We start from the raw sequence: 18,238 nt of genomic DNA on the forward strand, positions 1-18,238 counted from the left end.
CTACCGCCTTCAGGCCGGTTCGAGCACGATCCAGGTCCTGCCCGGATGCAGTGGCATCGCCCTGCCGTTGTACGTGTACGTCGTGCGGGCATCCGCCGTGGGCCTGCTCCAGCGCACACCGTACGAACGCCCGTCGCGGAGCACCACGCCGGAGCCCGCCCCGACCGTCCGGGAGAACGGGACGAAACCTGTGCGGCTGCGGAAGCGGGACTCCTTCACCTGAACGCGCTGGACGATCACGCTGTCCGCGGTCCAGGGCGTATGCGAACCGTCCATGGCGACGCGGTAGCGCGGCGCTTCCCAGGTGAAGGTGAACCGGGCGGCGGGCATCGAGGCCGAGGTGACCGCTGCCGGACTGCCACCGGCCGGCATCTTCGCCGCGAAGCGCAGCCCGATGTCCCTGGCCGCCCCGGCGCCGTCGCTGAGCCCTTTCGTGTGCACGTACTCGTTGTGCGGAGCCGGCCGGCCGGGGCTGCGGAAGAAGGCTCCGGTGCCGGTCCTGCTCACGATGTCCGAGCTCCTGAGCACGGGCAGCAGCTTGCTCTGGGCGCCGGAGAAGGCGAGTGCGGGCCTGTCGTACCCGGCCAGCAACTGCAGATCTGTCTCCCGGGCGCTCCGGACGGGGCCCACCGTGGCGGGCAGATGGCCGCTGTCGAAAACGGCCATGAGCCGGGAGAGCCCGCCCTCGACCTCGATGGCGTACACGAGGTCCGCGTCATCGAGTCCGGTCTGCGGCCGGGCCGCGGACACGTTGTCCACCTTCACGGCGAGCACCCGCCCGGCAGCCCCCTCCTCCCCGGTGAGGACGGACCGGGATGCCCCACCGTGCCGGCCCTGCCCCGAGCAGCCCACGGCGAGACCCACGACCAGAGCCACCGCCGCGCCCGCGCGGAGTGCCTTCGCTCCGTCCACCTGTGCTCCTCACGTCCGTACCGGCCACAGCCCCGGACCGTGGACCGGGCACTACCGTCATATCCGTCATATCATCTGTCAGGGCGTCAGTAAGGCAAAGGCCTCCCGTCGCGGAGCGCCGTCCGTCGTGGACCGCTCCCGGCCAGGAGGCCTTCGTATCTCAGGCGCGTCTCAAGTCCGCGCCACCGGTCAGAAGTTGAAGACCGAGCTCTCGGAGAGGGCCGCGCCCATCTGGCAGGCGTTGCCGTAGGTGGCCCGCCAGGAGATCCGACGGCCCTGCCACACACCGTCCGCGGTGACCGTCACAGGAGCCCAGAGGAACGAACACTGCCGGTCGGCGGGGTCGGCGGGAGCGGCAGACAGGAGCCCCAGGTCGCCTCCGACCGCCTTGAGTTCGGCGCAGGCGGCCTCACTGGCCGGGTGTGTTCCCTGCGGCCGGGGTGCACAGGTCAGCGTCACAGCACGGACGACCGTGGACGCCGCCTCGTCTCCGCGGCCGATGGTGAGCACCAGGGCCGAGGGCGCGTAGATGCTCGTCGGCGCGGCGTGCGCCGTCCCGGCGATGCCTGTCACGCAGGCCGCCGCCGCCAGTGCCGCCGCGCCGAGGGTTCTGAGACTGTGCCGCATTTCGACTCTCCTGTCGAAGGGGGGATTGATTGCGGACAGGAGTCTGGTCGCTGCGGAGAGTTGCTGCACCTTGTTGATCGATTTTCGGACGCACGTGTCCGCTCAACGCAACAGAAGGATCGATTCGGGCAGTTCAAAGGGGCCGGAGAGGCCGGGAGCACCGTGTCCAACATATGGACAAACTGAATTGGTCTCATCATAAACTGCACGCTGACCTGCATCGATCTGATTCTGGTTCGTTTTTCAAGCTCACACTTTCGGCGCGAAACATGCGCGTTTCCGGGGTGCTGTGCCCCGTAGACCCATCGGTCACTCCCCGAGCAGCAGTGCGCAGAAGCGGTCAGCCCACCGTCAGAATCGCGTTGCCGCGTACCTGCCGGTCGCGGAGTTCGGCGATGACGTCACCCGTGCGCGACCAGTCGCGGACGGTGCCGATCTCCGGATGCAGCCGCCCGGCGGACACCAGCCGGACGAGCGCGGCCAGATCCTCGGCGTACGTCGTGTCGGACGAGGTGTAGTCGAAATGCGCGATCCTCGCCTGGAGGGGCCCCTTGAAGAAGTCGAAGAAGTCGAGCGTCACCGGTACCCGGGAGGCCTGGCCGAACCACACGAGCAGCGCCCCCGGGGCGAGTCGGGACAGCGCGGCCGGCAGCGAGGACCCGCCGACGGATTCCAGCGCCACGTCGAACGGCCCCTGCGCCTCGTCGACGGAGGTCACCAGTTCCACTGCCCCGAGTTCCAGCAGCCGTGCACCACGCTCGGCTGTCGCGCTGACGGCGGTCACCGCCGCGCCACAGGACGCGGCGAGCTCCGTCACATAGTGGCCCACTCCCCCGCTCGCCCCGGTCAGCAGAACCCGCCTGCCCGCGACGGGGCCCGCCGCGCGCAGGAGGCGCAGTGCGGTGATTCCGGCGAGCGGGAGTGCCGCGGCGGTCACCGCGTCGATGGAGTCCGGGAGTTCGGCGACGTGTGCTGTGGGCACGGCGACCCGCTCGGCCCAGCCGTAGGCGGGCGGATGGGCGACCACTCGGGCACCCGCTCCGGGCCCCGTCCCGTCCGCGGCTGCCCGTATCACCGTTCCGGCTACGTCCTTGCCCGGTCTCCACCCCGGCCAGCGGCGGTCGAGCTGCCCGTCGAGCTGGAACGTCTCGCCGCGGTTGACGGAGTACGCCTCGACAGCCAGGACCAGTTCACCGTCGTGGGGCTCGGGTTCGGAGACCTCACCCAGCACGACGGGAGCTCCGTCGCCGATGGAGCCGGCGGTCGACGACACGGGCAGTACGGCCTTCATGGCGGTGAATCCCTTCGGGTGGAACAGTCAGTGGCAGGTGTGTGGGGTGCGGGTTCAGGCGAAGACGACGTTGTGGGCGTGCAGGGTGTCGAAGTACTCGCGCACACTCGCGATGCGTCCGTCACGGATGGTGAAGACTGCCAGGCAGTGCTGGTCGTAGCGCCCGCCGCTCTTGGCCAGCCCCCGGGTGTTCCACTCCGCGAGCACCCGCTCTCCGTCACCGATGAGTCCTTCGAACTCCATCTCCAGCGACTCAGGAACCATCCGGTCCACCATCGCGGGGACGAAAACACCGAGGATCTCGCCGGGGCCCGTCCAGGTACCCGACAGCGGCAGCTCGCCTGCGAGCGTCCACGTCGCGTCGGCTGCGAAGAAGCCGTGCAGGGCGGCGAAATCACCCTCGGTCAGAGCCCGCATGTAGTCGAGGACGACGGCCTTGCTCCGGTCGGTGAGGGTGGTGGTGGGGTGCGTGCCGGTGCTCATGTCCGCGTTCCGTTCCGTGTGGTTCGTGCTGTGTCTCTCCCGATGTCCGGACTCTAGGAAGAGGAGCTGTTCCAAGGGAAAGACCTGTCTTCGATCAGCTCAGACCCGACCGGCATCACCGCAGCTCAGCAGAGGCCGTACGCTGCGGGGCATGTCTGAACTGCGCCGTCTGCGCTACTTCCTCGCGGTGGCCGCCGAGCGGAACTTCACCAGGGCGGCCGAGCGCGTGCACATAGCCCAGCCGGCCCTGAGCCGCCAGATCCGTCAGCTGGAGCAGGAGCTGGGTGTGGAGCTCCTCTCGCGCACCACCCACTCGGTGGAGCTCACCGAGGCCGGCAGGCTGCTCATGGACCGAGGGGCGGCGCTGTGCGACGAGGCCGACCGGCTGTGGCGCGACGTGCGTGGTTTCTCCGACGGCGCGTGCGGCTCACTGGCCTTCGGGTACAGCACGAGCACCAGCTACGAGACAGCTCCGGCCCTGCTGGCCGCACTTGCCGCCGAGCACCCCGGAATCACCGCGGCCACCCGGATGCTGTCCACGGCGGAGATACTCACGGGCGTCGCGGACGGCACCCTCGACGCCGGACTGCTGCGCTGCCCGCCGCCCACGCCGGAGTTGGTGCGCACACTCCTGAGGCTGGAACCCCAGGGGGTCCTCATGCCCGCCGGGCACCCACTCGCAGCCGCCGGCCGGGTACAGACGGAACTCCTGGCGGACGAGACCGTCCTGATCCATCCCAGAGAGGCCAACCCAGGCCACTACGACGCGATCACGGGCATCTTCACGCGAGCCGGGGTCACCCCCCGGCTCCTGCTCCGCACCATCACCTTCGACGCCGCGCACACCCTCGTGACGGACGGCACCGCGATCTCGGTCACCGGTGCGTCATCGGCGTCCGGACTGCCGGCCGGGGTGGTCTGGCGGCCGCTGGATCCCGTCGCGACCGTGGAGATCCATCTCCTGACGCGTGGGCGCACAGGCCGGCCCGCGGTCACGCGGCTGCTGCGTACCGCCACTGGCACGGCACGCGCCAGGAACTGGCTCAGCTCCCCCGACACGGCTTGATGCCCAGCCGTGCCGGGGCGACGTGCACGCTATGCCGACGGGCCCTGACACCGTGCCTGGCCCCGTCCAGGGGACCGGGTGCGAGGCGGCGTCCGCACGAAGCGGATCAGCAGGGTGCGGCTCATGACCCCTGGGCTCCCCCGATCTCCTTCAGCCGGTCCATGTACGCCGGGTCGATCCGGCCGTCCGTACCGGGCCCGACATCGAGCAGGTAGAGAGCGTTCCCCGACACGGCCTTGCGGAGATTGCCGACGATGTCCGTGGCGGCGCGCGGCTGTCCCGTCCCGCTCGTACGGAACCAGGTCGAGTTGGCGTCCAGGGTGTCACTGGCGTCCGTGGGCCGCGGGTTGGTGGCCGGCGGCATGCCCTGGACGGGGACCTCGTAGACGATGACGTCGGTCGTGTTCAGCGTCCCGAGGTGGTCGTTGTTGGCCACCACGGTGCCGGGCGACAGGTCATGGATGTGATCGCGCACCGGCTGGTAGGGGATCTTCGAGTACGGGACCTGCCAGCCCCACCCGTCGAACCACAGATAGTCGATCTTCCCGTACTTCGTGAGGAGTTCGGTGAGCTCCTTCTGCACGAGGTCGAGCGTCTCGCCGTTGTGCCGGTCCCAGATGGAGAAGTAGATACCGACCTTCAGACCGTTCGCGTGCATCGCGTCGACGTACTGGCGCAGCACGTCCCCCTTGCCCCCCTGGTACGGGCTGGCGGCGACGCTGTACGCGGACTGCGCGGTCGGCCAGAGAGCGAACCCGTCGTGGTGCTTGACGGTGAGCACGCCGAACGTCATTCCGGCTGACTTCATCCCCTTGGCCCACTGGTCCGGGTCCACCTGGGGCGGGTCGAACCGTGCGGCCGGGGTGTTGGGATCGGCCCATTGGGAGTCGGTGTACGTCCCCATCCCGTAGTGCAGGAACATGCCGAACTTGTTCTGCTTCACCCATGACTGGGCCTCGGCGGACGGCGCGATCATCTCCTGGCCGAAGGCCTGGACCTCGGCGAGCGAGAGGTAACCGGTACCCGCCAGCTGCACTCTGATGTAACGGGCGGACCCGGCCAGGTCCACGGTCGCGGACGGCCCGTCCAGAGCGGTGACGTGCTGGGCCCGTACGCCCGGCGCGTTGCGGGCTTCGTCCAGGCCGTCAGCGGTGATCGGACTGTCCGACGCCAGGACCCAGAAGTCGGAGAGGCGCTCGGCACAGCAGTCGGTGCGGTTCCACACCACCACCTTCTCCAGGTCTTTGGACGCCCCCAAGTCGGCCTGCCACCAGGGCTGGTGCTCCTCGGCGGTGTGGGTGACGGAGGAACCCGAGAACGCCCCGTCGTGGGTGAGGTCGACCGCCCGGTCCGCGGTCGCTCCGTAGGCGGTGCTGCTCTGTGCCGCGGCAGCTCCGAAGGCGAGGTCTCGCGGCTCGGCTCCTGAGGCAGCCGCGGCTCCCGGCGCGGGGCTGCGTCCCCCTTCGGACGGGAGCGGTCCGGCAGCCGCCTGGGTCGACAGTGACCCAAGCATGACAAGTGCGACGGACAGCAGGAGCATTACAGGCTTACGTCCCATCGATTCCTCCCGGCGGGTTTCCTAGGTTTCCTATACGATTTGAAGCGGACATCACGGGCAGCGCCCCAGTAGGCCGTGGACAATCGGGCGGATGGGGCGAGCGCGATGCCTGTATTCCATGCGAACCGGCCAGCTGTGTGGCATGGGTGGGCGATAGCGCAGGGCGAGTCCGAGGCGTAACCGTGGAACGCCCCACCCCGCCCTCCGTAAGAGCGAGTACCAGATCCTATATTGTTTTCAGGAACCTTGCCCTCACTTATGAACGCCGTCAAGACCGGCGACCGAACCGGTCGACCGGCAGACACACCGTCAAAGGGGCAGGTGTGCACACCACTTGAGACCGGTTCGGCGCCGCTGAAGTGCGCGCTGCGGCGAGCCCGATGAGCGCACCGCCTCCTGTCATCATGGACAGAATCCGCGGATCATGTTGGATCTGCGACCAAGAACGAGCCGGTCACACCGCACAACGGCGCCTTGGGGAGATCGGGAAAACCCGGAGCAGATCGATTCGCGGCCCGCCACCGGGCCGACTGGATTCCTCACCTGCGGTGCGGAGCCGCCTCGCAGGCGGTGCGGAGCCGCCTCGGCGTTACAGCGACTGTGCCGGACACGGAAAAGGCGGTACCGGAGTATTCCGATACCGCCTGCGACCTGTGAAAACACAAGTCGGGACGACAGGATTTGAACCTGCGACCCCTTGACCCCCAGTCAAGTGCGCTACCAAGCTGCGCCACGTCCCGATGCCCGTCCGACCTGGGGTTTCCCCCCGCCTGACCTGCATGAGAACCATACCGCACTCCGGGGACCGGACCGACTCCGCCATGACGGAGGGCAACCGGGCGACAATCAGCGGATGAACGTGAGGAAAGACAGCGAGGACGGCGGCATCCGAGACCGTGACACGGAGGGGCGGGCTCGCAACGCCCGCCCCAGGGACGGGCTCGGGCGGCCACTGCCGTACGGGACCGAGGGTGTGGAGCGGCAGCCCGAGGGCGTGGTGCGCACCCCGGCCGAGACGGTGCGGGAGGCACAGCGGCTGCTCGACGCCGGGATGCCCTTCCACGCGCATGAGGTCTTCGAGGATGCCTGGAAGTCCGGGCCCGACGCGGAGCGCACACTCTGGCGAGGTCTGGCCCAGCTGGCCGTGGGGCTGACACACGCGGCCCGTGGCAACACCGCGGGCGGGGCGCGTCTGCTGCTCAGGGGCTCGGGTGAACTCGCCGCCTACCCGGAGCCCGTGCCGTACGGAATCGACATCGACGGGTTGACGGCCTGGGCGGAACGGCTCGCGGGCGGGCTCCGGGGCCCGGTCGACGCGGGAGCGTCAGCCCCGCGCCTGACCGTCGCCTGACCGGTCCCCCCACGTGGTGCGGCAGAACGGCTCGCGCGCCCGGCCTGACTGCGTGGCGGGTGCCGGCCGTCGCCGTCCGGGAGCCGCGCCGATGCGTCAGACTCGCCGGGTGAGAAAGATCTATGTGATCGGCATCGGTGCCGGAAACCCGGACCATCTGACGATTCAAGCGGTCAAAGCCCTCAACAGGACGGATGTCTTCTTCCTTCTCGACAAGGGAGCGGAGAAGTCCGATCTGATCCGGCTGCGCCACGAGATCCTGCAGGAGCACATCACGCACGGGCGCGGTTACCGCCTCGTCGAGGCGCGGGATCCCGGCCGGGACCGTGAGGCCGGGAACTCCGGGTACGCGGCGGCCGTCGACGACTGGCGCCGTGCCCGCGCCGGCATCTACGAACGCATGATCGCTGAGGACCTGGGCGAGGACGAGTGCGGCGCCTTCCTGGTGTGGGGAGATCCGGCCCTGTACGACTCCACGCTCGGCATTCTCGGAGAGGTTCTGCGGCGGGGCTCGGTCAGCTTCGATCACGAGGTGATTCCTGGCATCAGCAGTGTGTCGGCGCTGGCGGCCGGACACCGCACGGGGCTGAACCGGGTCGGGCGGCCCGTACAGATCACGACCGGCCGGCGGCTCGCCGACGGCTGGCCCGACGGCGTGGACGATGTCGTCGTCATGCTGGACGCCCACCAGGCCTTCCGCCACCACATGGACGAAGATCCGCTGATCCACTGGGGTGCCTGTCTGGGCACCGACGACGAGATGCTGGTATCCGGGCGGCTCTCCGAGGTCGCGGGGCGTATCGACGAGCTGCGATCGGCGGCGCGGGCCCGAAAGGGCTGGATCATGGACACCTACCTGCTGCGCAGGGACTGACAGGCGGCGAACGGGGGCCGGGCGCGGATCCGGGCAGTGACGCATCCCATTATGCAACTTGTTGCACAACCGGATGCGGCTGGTCTAGAAAGAGCTGACCACCACTGCGCACCGGAGGCGCCGGATGAGCCCGTACCCCCACCTGTTGAGCCCTCTCGACCTCGGCTTCACCACGCTGCCCAACCGCGTCGTGATGGGATCGATGCACCTCGGCCTCGAAGAGGCACCCGACGGCTTCGAGCGGATGGCCGAGTTCTACGCGGCCCGCGCACGCGCCGGTGCCGGGCTCATTGTTACGGGCGGGATCTCCCCCAACGAGCAGGGCAGGCCCCTCGACGGCGGTGCCAAGCTGACCACCGCGGAAGAGGCCGGACAGCACGCAGCCGTGACCGCGGCGGTCCACCGGGCGGGCGGCCGGATCGCCATGCAGATCCTGCACTTCGGCCGGTACGCCTATCACCCGGGCCTGGTGGCGCCGAGCGCGATCCAGGCACCCATCAGCCCCTTCACCCCGCACGCCCTCACCGACGTCGAGGTCGAACAGACCATCGATGACTTCGTCCGGGCGGCCGAGCTGGCACAGGGCGCCGGGTACGACGGCGTCGAGATCATGGGGTCCGAGGGCTATCTGATCAACGAGTTCATCGCGGCGGGGACCAATCACCGCGAGGACCGCTGGGGCGGATCCTACGAGAACCGCGTCCGCTTCCCCCTGGAGATCGTCCGCCGGGTCCGCGAGCGGGTGGGTTCCGACTTCATCCTCGTCTACCGGCTCTCGATGCTGGACCTGGTCCCCGGCGGCTCCTCGCAGGCCGAGGTGGTCTCTCTCGCCCGGCAGATCGAGGCGGCGGGCGCGACGATCATCAACACCGGCATCGGCTGGCACGAGGCCCGGATCCCGACCATCGTGACCTCGGTGCCACGCGGGGCGTACACCTGGGTGACGAAGAAGGTGACGAGCGCGGTGAGCATCCCCGTGGTGACCAGCAACCGCATCAACACCCCCGAAATCGCTGAGGAGTTGCTGGCGAGTGGCAGCGCGGACATGGTGTCGCTGGCCCGCCCCTTCCTCGCCGATCCGGAGTTCGTCGAGAAGGCCGCACAGGGGCGCGCCGACACCATCAACACCTGCATCGGCTGCAACCAGGCCTGTCTCGACCACACCTTCAGCGGCCTGATCACGTCCTGTCTGGTCAACCCCCGGGCCTGCCGCGAGACCGAGCTGGTCCTGTCGCCGACCCGGCGCCGCAAGCGCATCGGTGTCGTCGGCGCCGGCCCTGCCGGGCTGGCCTTCGCCGTATCGGCCGCCGAACGCGGCCACGCGGTGACCCTCTTCGACGGGGCGGACGAGATCGGCGGGCAGCTGAACGTGGCGCGGCGGATACCGGGCAAGGAGGAGTTCGACGAGACGCTGCGCTACTTCCGGGTCCAGCTCGAACTGCGCGGCGTCGATGTCCGGCTGAAGACCCTGGCCACAGCGGAGTCGCTCACGGCGGAGGGCTTCGACGAGATCGTGCTGGCCACCGGCGTCGTCCCCCGTACCCCGCAGATCCCCGGCCTCGACCACCCCAGCGTCGTCACCTATCTCGACGTACTGCGCGACGGTGCGGCGGTGGGAGAGCGGGTCGCGATCATCGGGGCCGGCGGCATCGGCTTCGACGTGGCGGAGTTCCTCACCGACAGCGGCGAATCGGCGAGTCAGGACCCGGCGGTCTTCTTCCGGCAGTGGGGTGTCGACACCGAGCACCGCACACCTGGCGGACTGCGCGCGCCGGTCCGGCCGGCCTCACCACGGACCGTGCATCTGCTTCAGCGCAAGACCGGCAAGGTCGGCGCGGGGCTCGGGAAGACGACGGGCTGGATCCACCGCGCCGAGCTCAAGCACCGCGGAGTCACCACGGTCGCCGGAGCGGCGTACGACCGGATCGACGATCAGGGCCTGCATGTCACGGTGGACGGCACCGCGCAGCTGATCGAGGTCGACACGATCGTGCTGTGCACCGGCCAGGAACCCCGACGGGAGCTGTACGAGTCGCTGCTGGCCGCGGGCCACCCCGTCCACGTGATCGGCGGCGCCGACGTGGCGTCCGAGCTGGACGCCAAGCGGGCCGTACGCCAGGGGACCGAACTGGCTGCGACACTCTGAGCCACCGAACCGGATCAGCCTCCGGCCGGAGCTCCTTAGGATGCCCGCATGTCCCTTCCGCACGCGATCCTCACCGCCCTGCTCGAAAAGCCGTCGTCGGGGCTGGGGCTGACCCGCAGGTTCGACAAGTCGATCGGTTATTTCTGGTCGGCGACGCATCAGCAGATCTACCGCGAACTGGCGAAGCTGGAGCAGTCCGGCTTCATCCGGCCGCTGCCCCAGCAGCCCTCGCGGGGCCGGAAGCGGGAGTACGAGGTGCTGCCGGCGGGCCGTGCCGAACTGACGGACTGGGTGGGCAGGACGGAGGACCCCAGGGCGGTACGCGACCCCCTGCTGCTGCGGATGCGGGCAGCGGCAGTGGTGGGGACGCAGGACCTCGGCGCCGAGCTGGAGCGCCATCTCCACCTGCACCGGGATCAGTTGGTGAAGTACCTGTCCATCGAGGAACGTGACTTCTCGTCCCCGGATCTGTCGGCGGAGAGCCGTCTTCAGCATCTGGTGCTCCGGGCCGGTATCGATCTGGAGAGGTACTGGATCGCCTGGATCACCGAAGCGCTCCGGGAGTTCCCGGAGCGCTGACCACCAGGGCGGAGCCGGTTTCATGTGATTTTCACGCAGCGGCGCTACGGTGGCGGCTGTGACCCAGATGAGCCCGCCCGGCTGGCACAAAGACCCCGGGTATACAGGAATAGGCCCTGCCCAGGAACGCTGGTGGGACGGCGCCCAGTGGACCGATCAGCTCCGCGCGGCGCCTGCGGACACCCGGCGCCGCCGGGCCCGGATCGGCGCGGCGGTCACGGCCGCCGTGGTGGTCCTGGCCGCCGTCGGAGGCGGCATCTACCTGCTGACGGACGGGCCGGACTCCGGCCACGCGCCGGACGCGGCGACCGCACCGTCCAAAGCGCCGTCAGGCGCCCCGGAGCGCCCCGGCATGCCGGACGGCAGCGGCGGCAGCAGCGAAGGAGACGGCGGCGACGGGGGCAGTGGCAACGGCGGCGAGCAGGACCCCGGGCAGCAGCAGCCACCGCAGACCGAGGACGGCTACGCCACCGACGCGGCCAGCGGTATCAGCATTCCCGTGCCGAAGGGCTGGACCGGCGAGTCCGGAACCGTCGGCGCCGGCGTGACCATCGGCAAGTACACCTGTCCCAGCGGCTCCGGCACGGGCGGCAAGGCGGCAAAGTGTGTGCGCGGCGGGGTGTTCTCCGAGCCCGCGGTCGCCCTGAAGATCTCGGCGACGAACGCGAGGGCGGCGGCGGAGAAGGACATCGCAGGCAACGCCAAGGAGTCCTACGGGGACACCTCGTCGGGCATCACATCGCACAAGCTGCTGAAGTCCGCCGCCGTCACCGTCGCCGGCCAGAAGGGCTACCTGGTGCGCTGGAAGGTGGTGACGAAGAAGGGCGACGACGGGTACGTGCAGTCGCTGGCCTTCCCGTCCCCCCAGGCGGAGGGCATGCTGATCGTCGTCCGCTCCGGCTTCGACATCAACGCCAAGGCCCCCGCGCTCTCCGTCATGGACGACATCACCAAGGGCATCAAGGCGGCGTCCACTTCGGGAACCGGGTCGGGCGAGGGCGCCTGACCCGGTGACCGACCGGGCCCCGGACGGCGGCCGCGCCGCGGTGTCAGGGCAGCACGAGCCAGTCTGCGGCGACAGCCGCCACCAGCCCGATGCCGAGCAGCCAGGTCGCGATCCTGGTGCGGCCGCTGCGGCTGAGCTCGATGACCACACCGCAGAGGATCAGCGCCATCCCGTAGTCGGCGACGACCAGCAGGGACGACCTGCTGGTGATCCGCTCGGCGAGCACCAGCGCGACCGCCGCCATCATGACGGATGCCACCGCTATCCGTATCCGCCGGGCCTGACGAGGCGTCAGGCCTGGTTTCCCGGGCTCGGTCAGGTCCGCTTCCACGGCTTCGCTCTGGTCAGGAGTGCTCATGAGCCGGAATCGTAACGGAGGGCGCGCGGTCCGCGACGCCCCAGTCCGGTCCGATCCGGACGGCGGGCCCCGGTGTACGGGGGCCGACCGCGGCGTTCCCACCCGTGCGGGTCTCCCGGCGCGCGCCGGGAGATACTGTCCGGGCTGTGTTCACGGAGGCGCCGGTCTCCACTCCCCCGTATCGAGGTGGCCCGACGCCATGACCCTGCGCTACTCCCGAGAGAACGGCCTGCTCGTTCTGGAATCGGACCGGCTGGTCCTGCGTGAGCAGTCGCCCGCTGCCGCCGCCGTACTCGCCGAGGGCGGCACGGCCGGGCTCGACTGGCTGGACGGGACGCCGGGCAGCGGCACACAGATCGCCGGGAAGATGGTGTCGATGGCTGCCGAAGCCGGTGCGCATCTGCCCGGCTGGGGGCTCTTCGCGATCCAGCGCGCCACGGACGGCACGACACTGGGCGGCATCGGATTCCACGGGCCGCCGTCGGACGGCGCGGTGGAGATCGGCTACGACCTGACGGAGTCGGCGCGGGGCGCGGGCTGGGCGACGGACGCGGTGACCGCGCTCTGCCGGTGGACCCTGGGACTGCCCGCTGTGCGGACAGTTCTGGCCACCACGGACCCGGGCAACCTCCCCTCCCAGCAGGTACTGCACCGGGCCGGGTTCTCCCGCATCGCCGATCTGGACGGACTGTGGGCGTACGAGCTGACCGCCGGGTGATCCGGGGCCACCGCTGGGATCCGGCCGGGCTCCTGTCACTCAAATCCATTGTGGGAGCGCTCCCGCAACCTGCATAGTGGCTCTCGTGACCTCTCAGGCCTTCGTTCGCCCCTACCGCCCCGGTGATCTGCCCGCGCTCTCCGGAGTCTGCATTCGGACCGGTGAAGAAGGCGGGGACGCACGGCACTTGTACACCGATCACGATCTGCTGCCCAGTGTCTTCGCCGTCCCCTACGCGATGCTCGAACCCGGCCTGGTCTTCGTCGTCGACGACGGCAGCGGTCTGGCCGTCGGTTATGTTCTCGGCACCGCGGACACCGCACGGTTCGTCGAGCGCTTCCGCGAGGAGTGGCTGCCCGGCGTCACGGAGCGCTATCCGGACCCGGCCGGACCGCTGCGGACGCCGGCCGATCAGATGGCCGCGCTCCTGCACCGCCCCGAGCGCATGCTGCTGCCCGAACTGGCCGCCTACCCGGCCCATCTGCACATCGACCTGCTGCCGGGCCATCAGCGTGCGGGGTTCGGGCGCGCGCTGATGACACGGTTCCTCGGCGCCCTCGCGGAGCGGGACGTACCGGCGGTGCACCTGGGCATGGTCACGGCCAACACCCCGGCGCGGGCGTTCTACGACCGGCTGGGGTTCCACGAGATACCGGTGCCGGACGCGGGTCCGCTGACCTACCTCGGCCGTGGCACCGGGAACCGCAGGTCCGCCCGCCCGCCTACCCTGGCAGGATGACAGCCGAACCCACCGCACACCGGCCCGGGACGGGCGGGCGACCGCCCCAGCGCCCCGGCCGCACCCGCCGGACGCCCGTCCCCGCACTCGCGGCAGCCGCCCGATGAGCATCGACGTACGGCCGTTCCAGCCCTTCGACCTGCCGGGCATGTACCGGGTGTGTCTGCTGACCGGCGACTCGGGCGGGGACGCCACCGCGCTCTACCACGATCCCGATCTGCTCGGACACGTGTTCGCGGGCCCGTACGCGGCTGCCGACCCGGGCCTGACCTTCGTGGCCGCCGACGCGTACGGGGTCCTCGGCTACGTCGTGGCGACCGCGGACTCCGCCGGGTTCGAGAAGTGGCGGGAGGACCACTGGAACGGCCTTCTGCGCCTGCGCCACCCGGAGTCCATGGCAGCCGATCCGGGCGACGGCAGCAGGGACTGGCAGCGTGTGGCGCAGCTCCACGCCGGCCCGTCGGACAGCGATCCCCTGTACGAGAGCCATCCGGCGCATCTGCACATCGACATCCTCCCGCGCGGCCAGGGCGCCGGACTCGGCCGGCGTCTGATGTCGGCTCTGCTGGCAGCGCTGCGGTCCCGGGGGGTGCCGGGGCTGCACCTCGGGGTGGGCAGCGGAAACCCGGGGGCGCGGGCCTTCTACCTGGCACTCGGTTTCACGGAGGCCGAACGGCGGGACTGGGGATCGGTCATGGTGATGGACCTGCGGGGCGGGGGCCGGGACGGGTCAGTGCAGTAGCAGCTGCACGCCTCCCAGCACGGTCGCGCCGAGCACCAGCTGTTCGAAGAGCCGCTGATTGATCCGGTGTACACAGGCCCGTCCGATGAGCGCGCCGGGGACGACGAAGACCAGCAGAACGGCGTCCAGCAGCAGCGATCTGGCGTCGATCAGCCCCAGTCCCACACTGAAGGGCACCTTGGCCGTGTTGACGATCAGGAAGAACCAGGCCGACGTACCGAGGAAGCCCAGCTTCCGGAAGCCCGCCGAGATCAGATAGAGCGACATGACCGGCCCGCCCGCGTTGGCGACCATCGTGGTGAATCCACCGAGCACGCCGTACGAACGGGCCTTGGCCCGGCCACGGCGCAGGGGGTCCGCCGCGGGTGTGCCGGTCTCACCGGCGTCCCCCACTGCCGTGGGACCGGTTCCACTGTGCACAGCACCCTCGTCCGCCGCCCCGGCCCCGTCCGCCGCCGACGCCGTGCGGGCCGCCTCCCCCGAACGTCTGCGCCACAGCGTGAGGCCTGCCATCAGCAGCAGGATCACGCCGATCGATGTGCGGACAACCGCGTCGTCGGCCCGGAACAGGAATCCGGTGCCGATCACCACGCCCACCGCCACGGCGGGGAACAGCCGCCAGAGCGTCGGCCAGTGGGCGTGTCTGCGGTAGGTGAGGACGGCCAGTACGTCCCCTGCGATCAGTACGGGCAGCAGCACTCCCGTCGACTGCCGGGCCGGCAGGACCGCGGCGAAGACCGCGAGGCTGATCGTGTTGGCGCCGCTGACAGCGGTCTTGGAGAAGCCGACCAGCATCGCTGCGGCCGCGAGGGCGGCCATGCCCCAGATGGTTATCGCGTCCATGGAGCTCAAGATGCCATGCCCGTCACACGTCACACGTGCCGGTTCGGCACGCAGGTCTGCGGGAGCAGGTCAGGGGCCGTCGCCTGGACGGCCCCTGACCGGTCTTCACCTCTGCGGCCCGGCTACTTCCGCAGCGTGACCGAGAAGCCGTGGCCCGTGGAGAGCGACCCCGTCCTGATCTCGGTGTCCCCGGTCGCGGGGTCCGTGTACCAGCCGGACTTCGCCGCGGCGAACGCCTTCGCGGAGCTCAGCCCGTGCAGCTTGCCGCCCGCCATGACGACCTGGGACGGTGCGCCCTTGGCGTGCACGGTGAAGGTGTACGAGCGGGACGCGGGCTTGCCCGTGTAACTTCCCACACTCGCACCGACCTTGATGGTGGTGGCGCCCTTGCCGTGAGTGGGCGCCTTCACCTGGACGTGCTGGGTGGCCGACGACCCCTTCGTGAACTTCCGGGTCACGCCGTCGTCCTCGTAGAGCGTGTAGTCCGTGGTGCCCTTCGGGTAGATGTCGTAGTCGAGCTCGCTCTTGTTCCGGGTCTCCCAGGACGTCGTGCCCTTGGGCCACATCGGCACGATCGAACCGCCCTTGACGAACAGCGGAAGGGTGTCGAGCGGCGCCTTGTAGCCGTTGACCGTGGTCGGACCGTGGTAGGTCTTGCCCGTCCAGTAGTCGGTCCAGGTGCCCTTCGGCAGGTAGATGCCGTTGCGGACGTCGGTGTCGCTGTAGACGGGGGCGACCAGGAAGTCCGAGCCGGACATGAACTCGTACTTGGCGTCGGCCCCCAGCGTCGCCGGGTCGTCCGGGTACTCCAGCGAGAGCGGCCGCACCGCTCCGACGCCGGTCTTCGTGGCGTCCTTGGACAGCGTGTACATGTACGGGAGCAGCCGCTCCTTCAACTGGAGGTACTTCCGGTTGATCGAGGTGTACGGCTCACCGTCCAGCCACGGCTGCTGGTCGTGCGGCTTCTTGGTGGTGATGTCGGTCGCCCAGCCGTCCATTGTCATGATGGCCGGGAGGAACGACTTCCACTGGAGGTCACGCGCGTACATCTTCGGGTCGTGGCTGTAGATCGAGCCGACGTCGCCGGTGTTGTACGCGATGCCGGACAGGGTCGCGCCGGCGTAGGTCGGGATCTGCCAGCGGAGGTAGTCCCAGGACAGTTTCTGGTCACCGCTCCAGAGCACTCCGCAGCGCTGGGCACCGGCCCAGGAGACCGGCAGCCAGACGAAGCCGCGGGCGTCGCTGTTGTCCTCGATTCCCGCCTTGGCCTGGTCACAGGCGTCGAGGGCCATGCCGTAGCCGTTACCGACCCAGGCGACGTCCAGCTTGCGGACCCGCACCCCGGCCTTGGCCTCTTCGGGCTGGTTCGGCAGGCCGTCCTGGGTCCAGAGTCCGAGCTGGGCGTGGCTCTTGTTCAGACCGGCCCCGGTCTGGGGCAGGTCCTCGTAGCCGCAGCCATAGCCGTCGTTGACCAGCATCCAGCCGAGCGGCATCTGGTTCTGCGTGTAGCCGTCCGCGATCTTCAGCGAGTCCAGGGTGTGCCGCTCGCCCCGGTTGGCGTTGTGCAGATAGCAGTCGGAGTCACCCGGTTCGAGTCCGTACACCGGCGGCATGAACGGCTTGCCGACGAGCGACGTGTACTGGCCGATGACCTTCTTGGTGTCACCGGTGAAGTAGTAGGCGTCCAGGCGCCGTTCCTGCTGACCGGTGCGGACCGGCGAGCCGAAGTTGTACACGCCCGGCGTCATGGTGTTGCGGAACACGCCGTATCCCGCGGTCGAGATGTAGAACGGCTGCGAGTTGTTGTAGCCGCCCTCGTCCCAGTTGGTGTTGTTGCCGACGTTCATGACCTGGTCGCGGTGGGAGAAGCTGCCGTTCTGCTCACCGCCGCCGAAGAACTGCTCCTTGGCACCGCGCTTGAGGCTCTGCCGCATTCCGCCCGCCGTCCAGCGCAGCGGGTCGGCCTCCGCCCAGACGAGCGTACGGTTGTCCGCCTTGTACAGGGCGAACTTGAGCGGCTTCTTGTAGACGCGCAGCACAACGCCCTTCGACCGGATCCCGTAGTAGGAGCCGGCGTTGAAGGTGGAGGTGTGCGGCTGGACCTTCGGCTGCGTCTGGATCATGTGGCTGCCGGACGGACCGGAGAGGTCGCCGTCGGGGGATGCCTGGAGCCGCATCGTCTCGTCGGTGAAGAAGGAGGCGCGTGTCTTGAGGTCCCCGGCCGCGATGTCGTAGGTGCCGTGCGAGCCGCTGAAACCGGTGAGGTTCCCGGCGTCGGTGGACTCGGGGAGATACGCCTTGCCGGTGAAGGAGTTGTTGTGGACGTTGTACGGGACGACGACCACGTGGTACGTGCCCGACGCCTTGGGGATGACCGTCGCCTCGGGATCGGCGGCCCCCGCGCTCGACGCGACCTGCTTGTTGTCCGAGTCGTAGATGTACATGTCGAAATCGTCGGTGGGCGTCTGCCACTGGATGGAGACCGGGACACCGCCCTCGGGGTTGTCGTCCCACTCACCGGCCGGGGGGTTGACGGTCAGATCGAACCGGGCGCACTTGGCCTGATCCGGATCGTCGGCCGCCGTACCGCACTTGTCGGGGCCGTCCACGGTGCCCTTGGCGTACACGGGGCTCTGCCAGGTGACGCTCTTCGTCCCGCTGTCGAGGGTCCCGGACGGCGTCGCGGCCGCCTGTGCCTGCGACGCGGGGACGGCCAGGGTGGTGAGGGCGAGTGCCAGCGCCGACACCGCGGCGGCCGCACCCTGCCGGGAGCGGCTTCTGAGGATTCGCAAGGAGTGTTCTCCGTTCGTACCGAACAGTAAAATGTGCAATGCCTGCGCAGACATGCTTGGAACACTGGAATTTCGAGCATCACAATTCACCTTGCGGTCAGTACATGTCAACGTTTCAACGCGATCCAGCCCTCGTACCGGACGGGCGGACGT

17 protein-coding genes and 1 tRNA gene are annotated in these 18,238 nt (G+C 69.4%); 9 read left to right on the forward strand and 9 right to left on the reverse strand.

The features are described from left to right. Positions 1 to 9: 9 nt before the first annotated feature. The 4 genes from OG584_RS03365 to OG584_RS03380 all read right to left on the reverse strand — a co-directional run bounded on the left by OG584_RS03365 (position 10) and on the right by OG584_RS03380 (position 3,313). Positions 10 to 912 carry a DUF3048 domain-containing protein gene (locus OG584_RS03365; RefSeq protein WP_405774796.1) on the reverse strand — a complete coding sequence of 301 codons (903 nt, stop codon included), beginning with the start codon at positions 910 to 912 and terminating at the stop codon, positions 10 to 12. Positions 913 to 1,101: 189 nt separating this feature from the next. Beyond that, positions 1,102 to 1,539, reverse strand: coding sequence for a subtilase-type protease inhibitor (locus OG584_RS03370; protein ID WP_405774798.1), 438 nt, complete (start codon positions 1,537 to 1,539; stop codon positions 1,102 to 1,104). A gap of 340 nt (positions 1,540 to 1,879) precedes the next feature. Continuing rightward, positions 1,880 to 2,830, reverse strand: coding sequence for a zinc-binding dehydrogenase (locus tag OG584_RS03375; RefSeq protein ID WP_405774800.1), 951 nt, complete (start codon positions 2,828 to 2,830; stop codon positions 1,880 to 1,882). 54 nt (positions 2,831 to 2,884) lie between these two features. Beyond that, on the reverse strand, positions 2,885 to 3,313 hold the full coding sequence (locus OG584_RS03380) for a nuclear transport factor 2 family protein (RefSeq protein ID WP_405774802.1): 429 nt from the start codon (positions 3,311 to 3,313) through the stop codon (positions 2,885 to 2,887). A 151-nt stretch (positions 3,314 to 3,464) separates the two neighbouring features. Here OG584_RS03380 and OG584_RS03385 point away from each other — a divergent pair, with 151 nt between their 5' ends. Then, complete coding sequence (locus OG584_RS03385; protein WP_405774804.1) at positions 3,465 to 4,379, forward strand: LysR family transcriptional regulator; 915 nt, start codon at positions 3,465 to 3,467, stop codon at positions 4,377 to 4,379. A 121-nt stretch (positions 4,380 to 4,500) separates the two neighbouring features. On the opposite strand, the gene OG584_RS03390 is transcribed toward OG584_RS03385, so the two are convergent. Both OG584_RS03390 and OG584_RS03395 read right to left on the reverse strand, forming a co-directional pair. Continuing rightward, positions 4,501 to 5,937 (reverse strand): alpha-L-fucosidase, encoded by a 1,437-nt coding sequence (locus OG584_RS03390; RefSeq protein WP_405774806.1) that lies wholly within the window; start codon positions 5,935 to 5,937, stop codon positions 4,501 to 4,503. Between the two features lie 666 nt (positions 5,938 to 6,603). Then, a tRNA-Pro gene (locus tag OG584_RS03395) sits at positions 6,604 to 6,677 on the reverse strand. Positions 6,678 to 6,790: 113 nt separating this feature from the next. On the opposite strand from OG584_RS03395, the gene OG584_RS03400 reads away from it, so the two are divergent. The 5 genes from OG584_RS03400 to OG584_RS03420 all read left to right on the forward strand — a co-directional run bounded on the left by OG584_RS03400 (position 6,791) and on the right by OG584_RS03420 (position 11,893). Next, complete coding sequence (locus tag OG584_RS03400) at positions 6,791 to 7,288, forward strand: DUF309 domain-containing protein (RefSeq protein WP_405774808.1); 498 nt, start codon at positions 6,791 to 6,793, stop codon at positions 7,286 to 7,288. A gap of 109 nt (positions 7,289 to 7,397) precedes the next feature. Further along, a complete protein-coding gene (cobF, locus tag OG584_RS03405) occupies positions 7,398 to 8,162 on the forward strand; it encodes a precorrin-6A synthase (deacetylating) (RefSeq protein WP_405774809.1) in 765 nt (254 codons plus the stop codon). 124 nt (positions 8,163 to 8,286) lie between these two features. Continuing rightward, entirely contained in the window at positions 8,287 to 10,308 is a 2,022-nt protein-coding gene (locus OG584_RS03410) for an FAD-dependent oxidoreductase (protein WP_405774811.1), read from the forward strand. A 48-nt stretch (positions 10,309 to 10,356) separates the two neighbouring features. After that, positions 10,357 to 10,887, forward strand: a complete 531-nt coding sequence (locus OG584_RS03415; protein ID WP_405774813.1) for a PadR family transcriptional regulator — start codon at positions 10,357 to 10,359, stop codon at positions 10,885 to 10,887. Positions 10,888 to 10,954: 67 nt separating this feature from the next. After that, a complete protein-coding gene (locus tag OG584_RS03420) occupies positions 10,955 to 11,893 on the forward strand; it encodes a DUF2510 domain-containing protein (protein WP_405783857.1) in 939 nt (312 codons plus the stop codon). A 43-nt stretch (positions 11,894 to 11,936) separates the two neighbouring features. Here OG584_RS03420 and OG584_RS03425 read toward each other — a convergent pair whose 3' ends face one another. Beyond that, entirely contained in the window at positions 11,937 to 12,251 is a 315-nt protein-coding gene (locus tag OG584_RS03425) for a hypothetical protein (protein WP_405774815.1), read from the reverse strand. A gap of 199 nt (positions 12,252 to 12,450) precedes the next feature. Between OG584_RS03425 and OG584_RS03430 the strand changes: the two genes are divergently transcribed. The 3 genes from OG584_RS03430 (at position 12,451) to OG584_RS03440 (ending at position 14,450) form a co-directional block, all read left to right on the forward strand. Beyond that, positions 12,451 to 12,969, forward strand: a complete 519-nt coding sequence (locus OG584_RS03430) for a GNAT family N-acetyltransferase (RefSeq protein WP_405774817.1) — start codon at positions 12,451 to 12,453, stop codon at positions 12,967 to 12,969. An 85-nt stretch (positions 12,970 to 13,054) separates the two neighbouring features. Next, positions 13,055 to 13,708: a GNAT family N-acetyltransferase gene (locus tag OG584_RS03435; protein ID WP_405774819.1), complete on the forward strand. Its 654-nt coding sequence runs from the start codon at positions 13,055 to 13,057 to the stop codon at positions 13,706 to 13,708. A gap of 103 nt (positions 13,709 to 13,811) precedes the next feature. Then, on the forward strand, positions 13,812 to 14,450 hold the full coding sequence (locus OG584_RS03440) for a GNAT family N-acetyltransferase (protein WP_405774820.1): 639 nt from the start codon (positions 13,812 to 13,814) through the stop codon (positions 14,448 to 14,450). Here OG584_RS03440 and OG584_RS03445 read toward each other — a convergent pair. Beyond that, positions 14,439 to 15,293, reverse strand: a complete 855-nt coding sequence (locus OG584_RS03445) for a sulfite exporter TauE/SafE family protein (RefSeq protein ID WP_405774822.1) — start codon at positions 15,291 to 15,293, stop codon at positions 14,439 to 14,441. The two genes, OG584_RS03440 and OG584_RS03445, sit on opposite strands and share 12 nt — an antisense overlap. Before the next feature lie 122 nt (positions 15,294 to 15,415). Then, entirely contained in the window at positions 15,416 to 18,085 is a 2,670-nt protein-coding gene (locus OG584_RS03450; protein ID WP_405774824.1) for a TIM-barrel domain-containing protein, read from the reverse strand. Between the last annotated feature and the right edge of the window lie 153 nt (positions 18,086 to 18,238).

This window comes from Streptomyces sp. NBC_00859 (assembly GCF_045161865.1).
Lineage (GTDB): Bacteria > Actinomycetota > Actinomycetes > Streptomycetales > Streptomycetaceae > Streptomyces.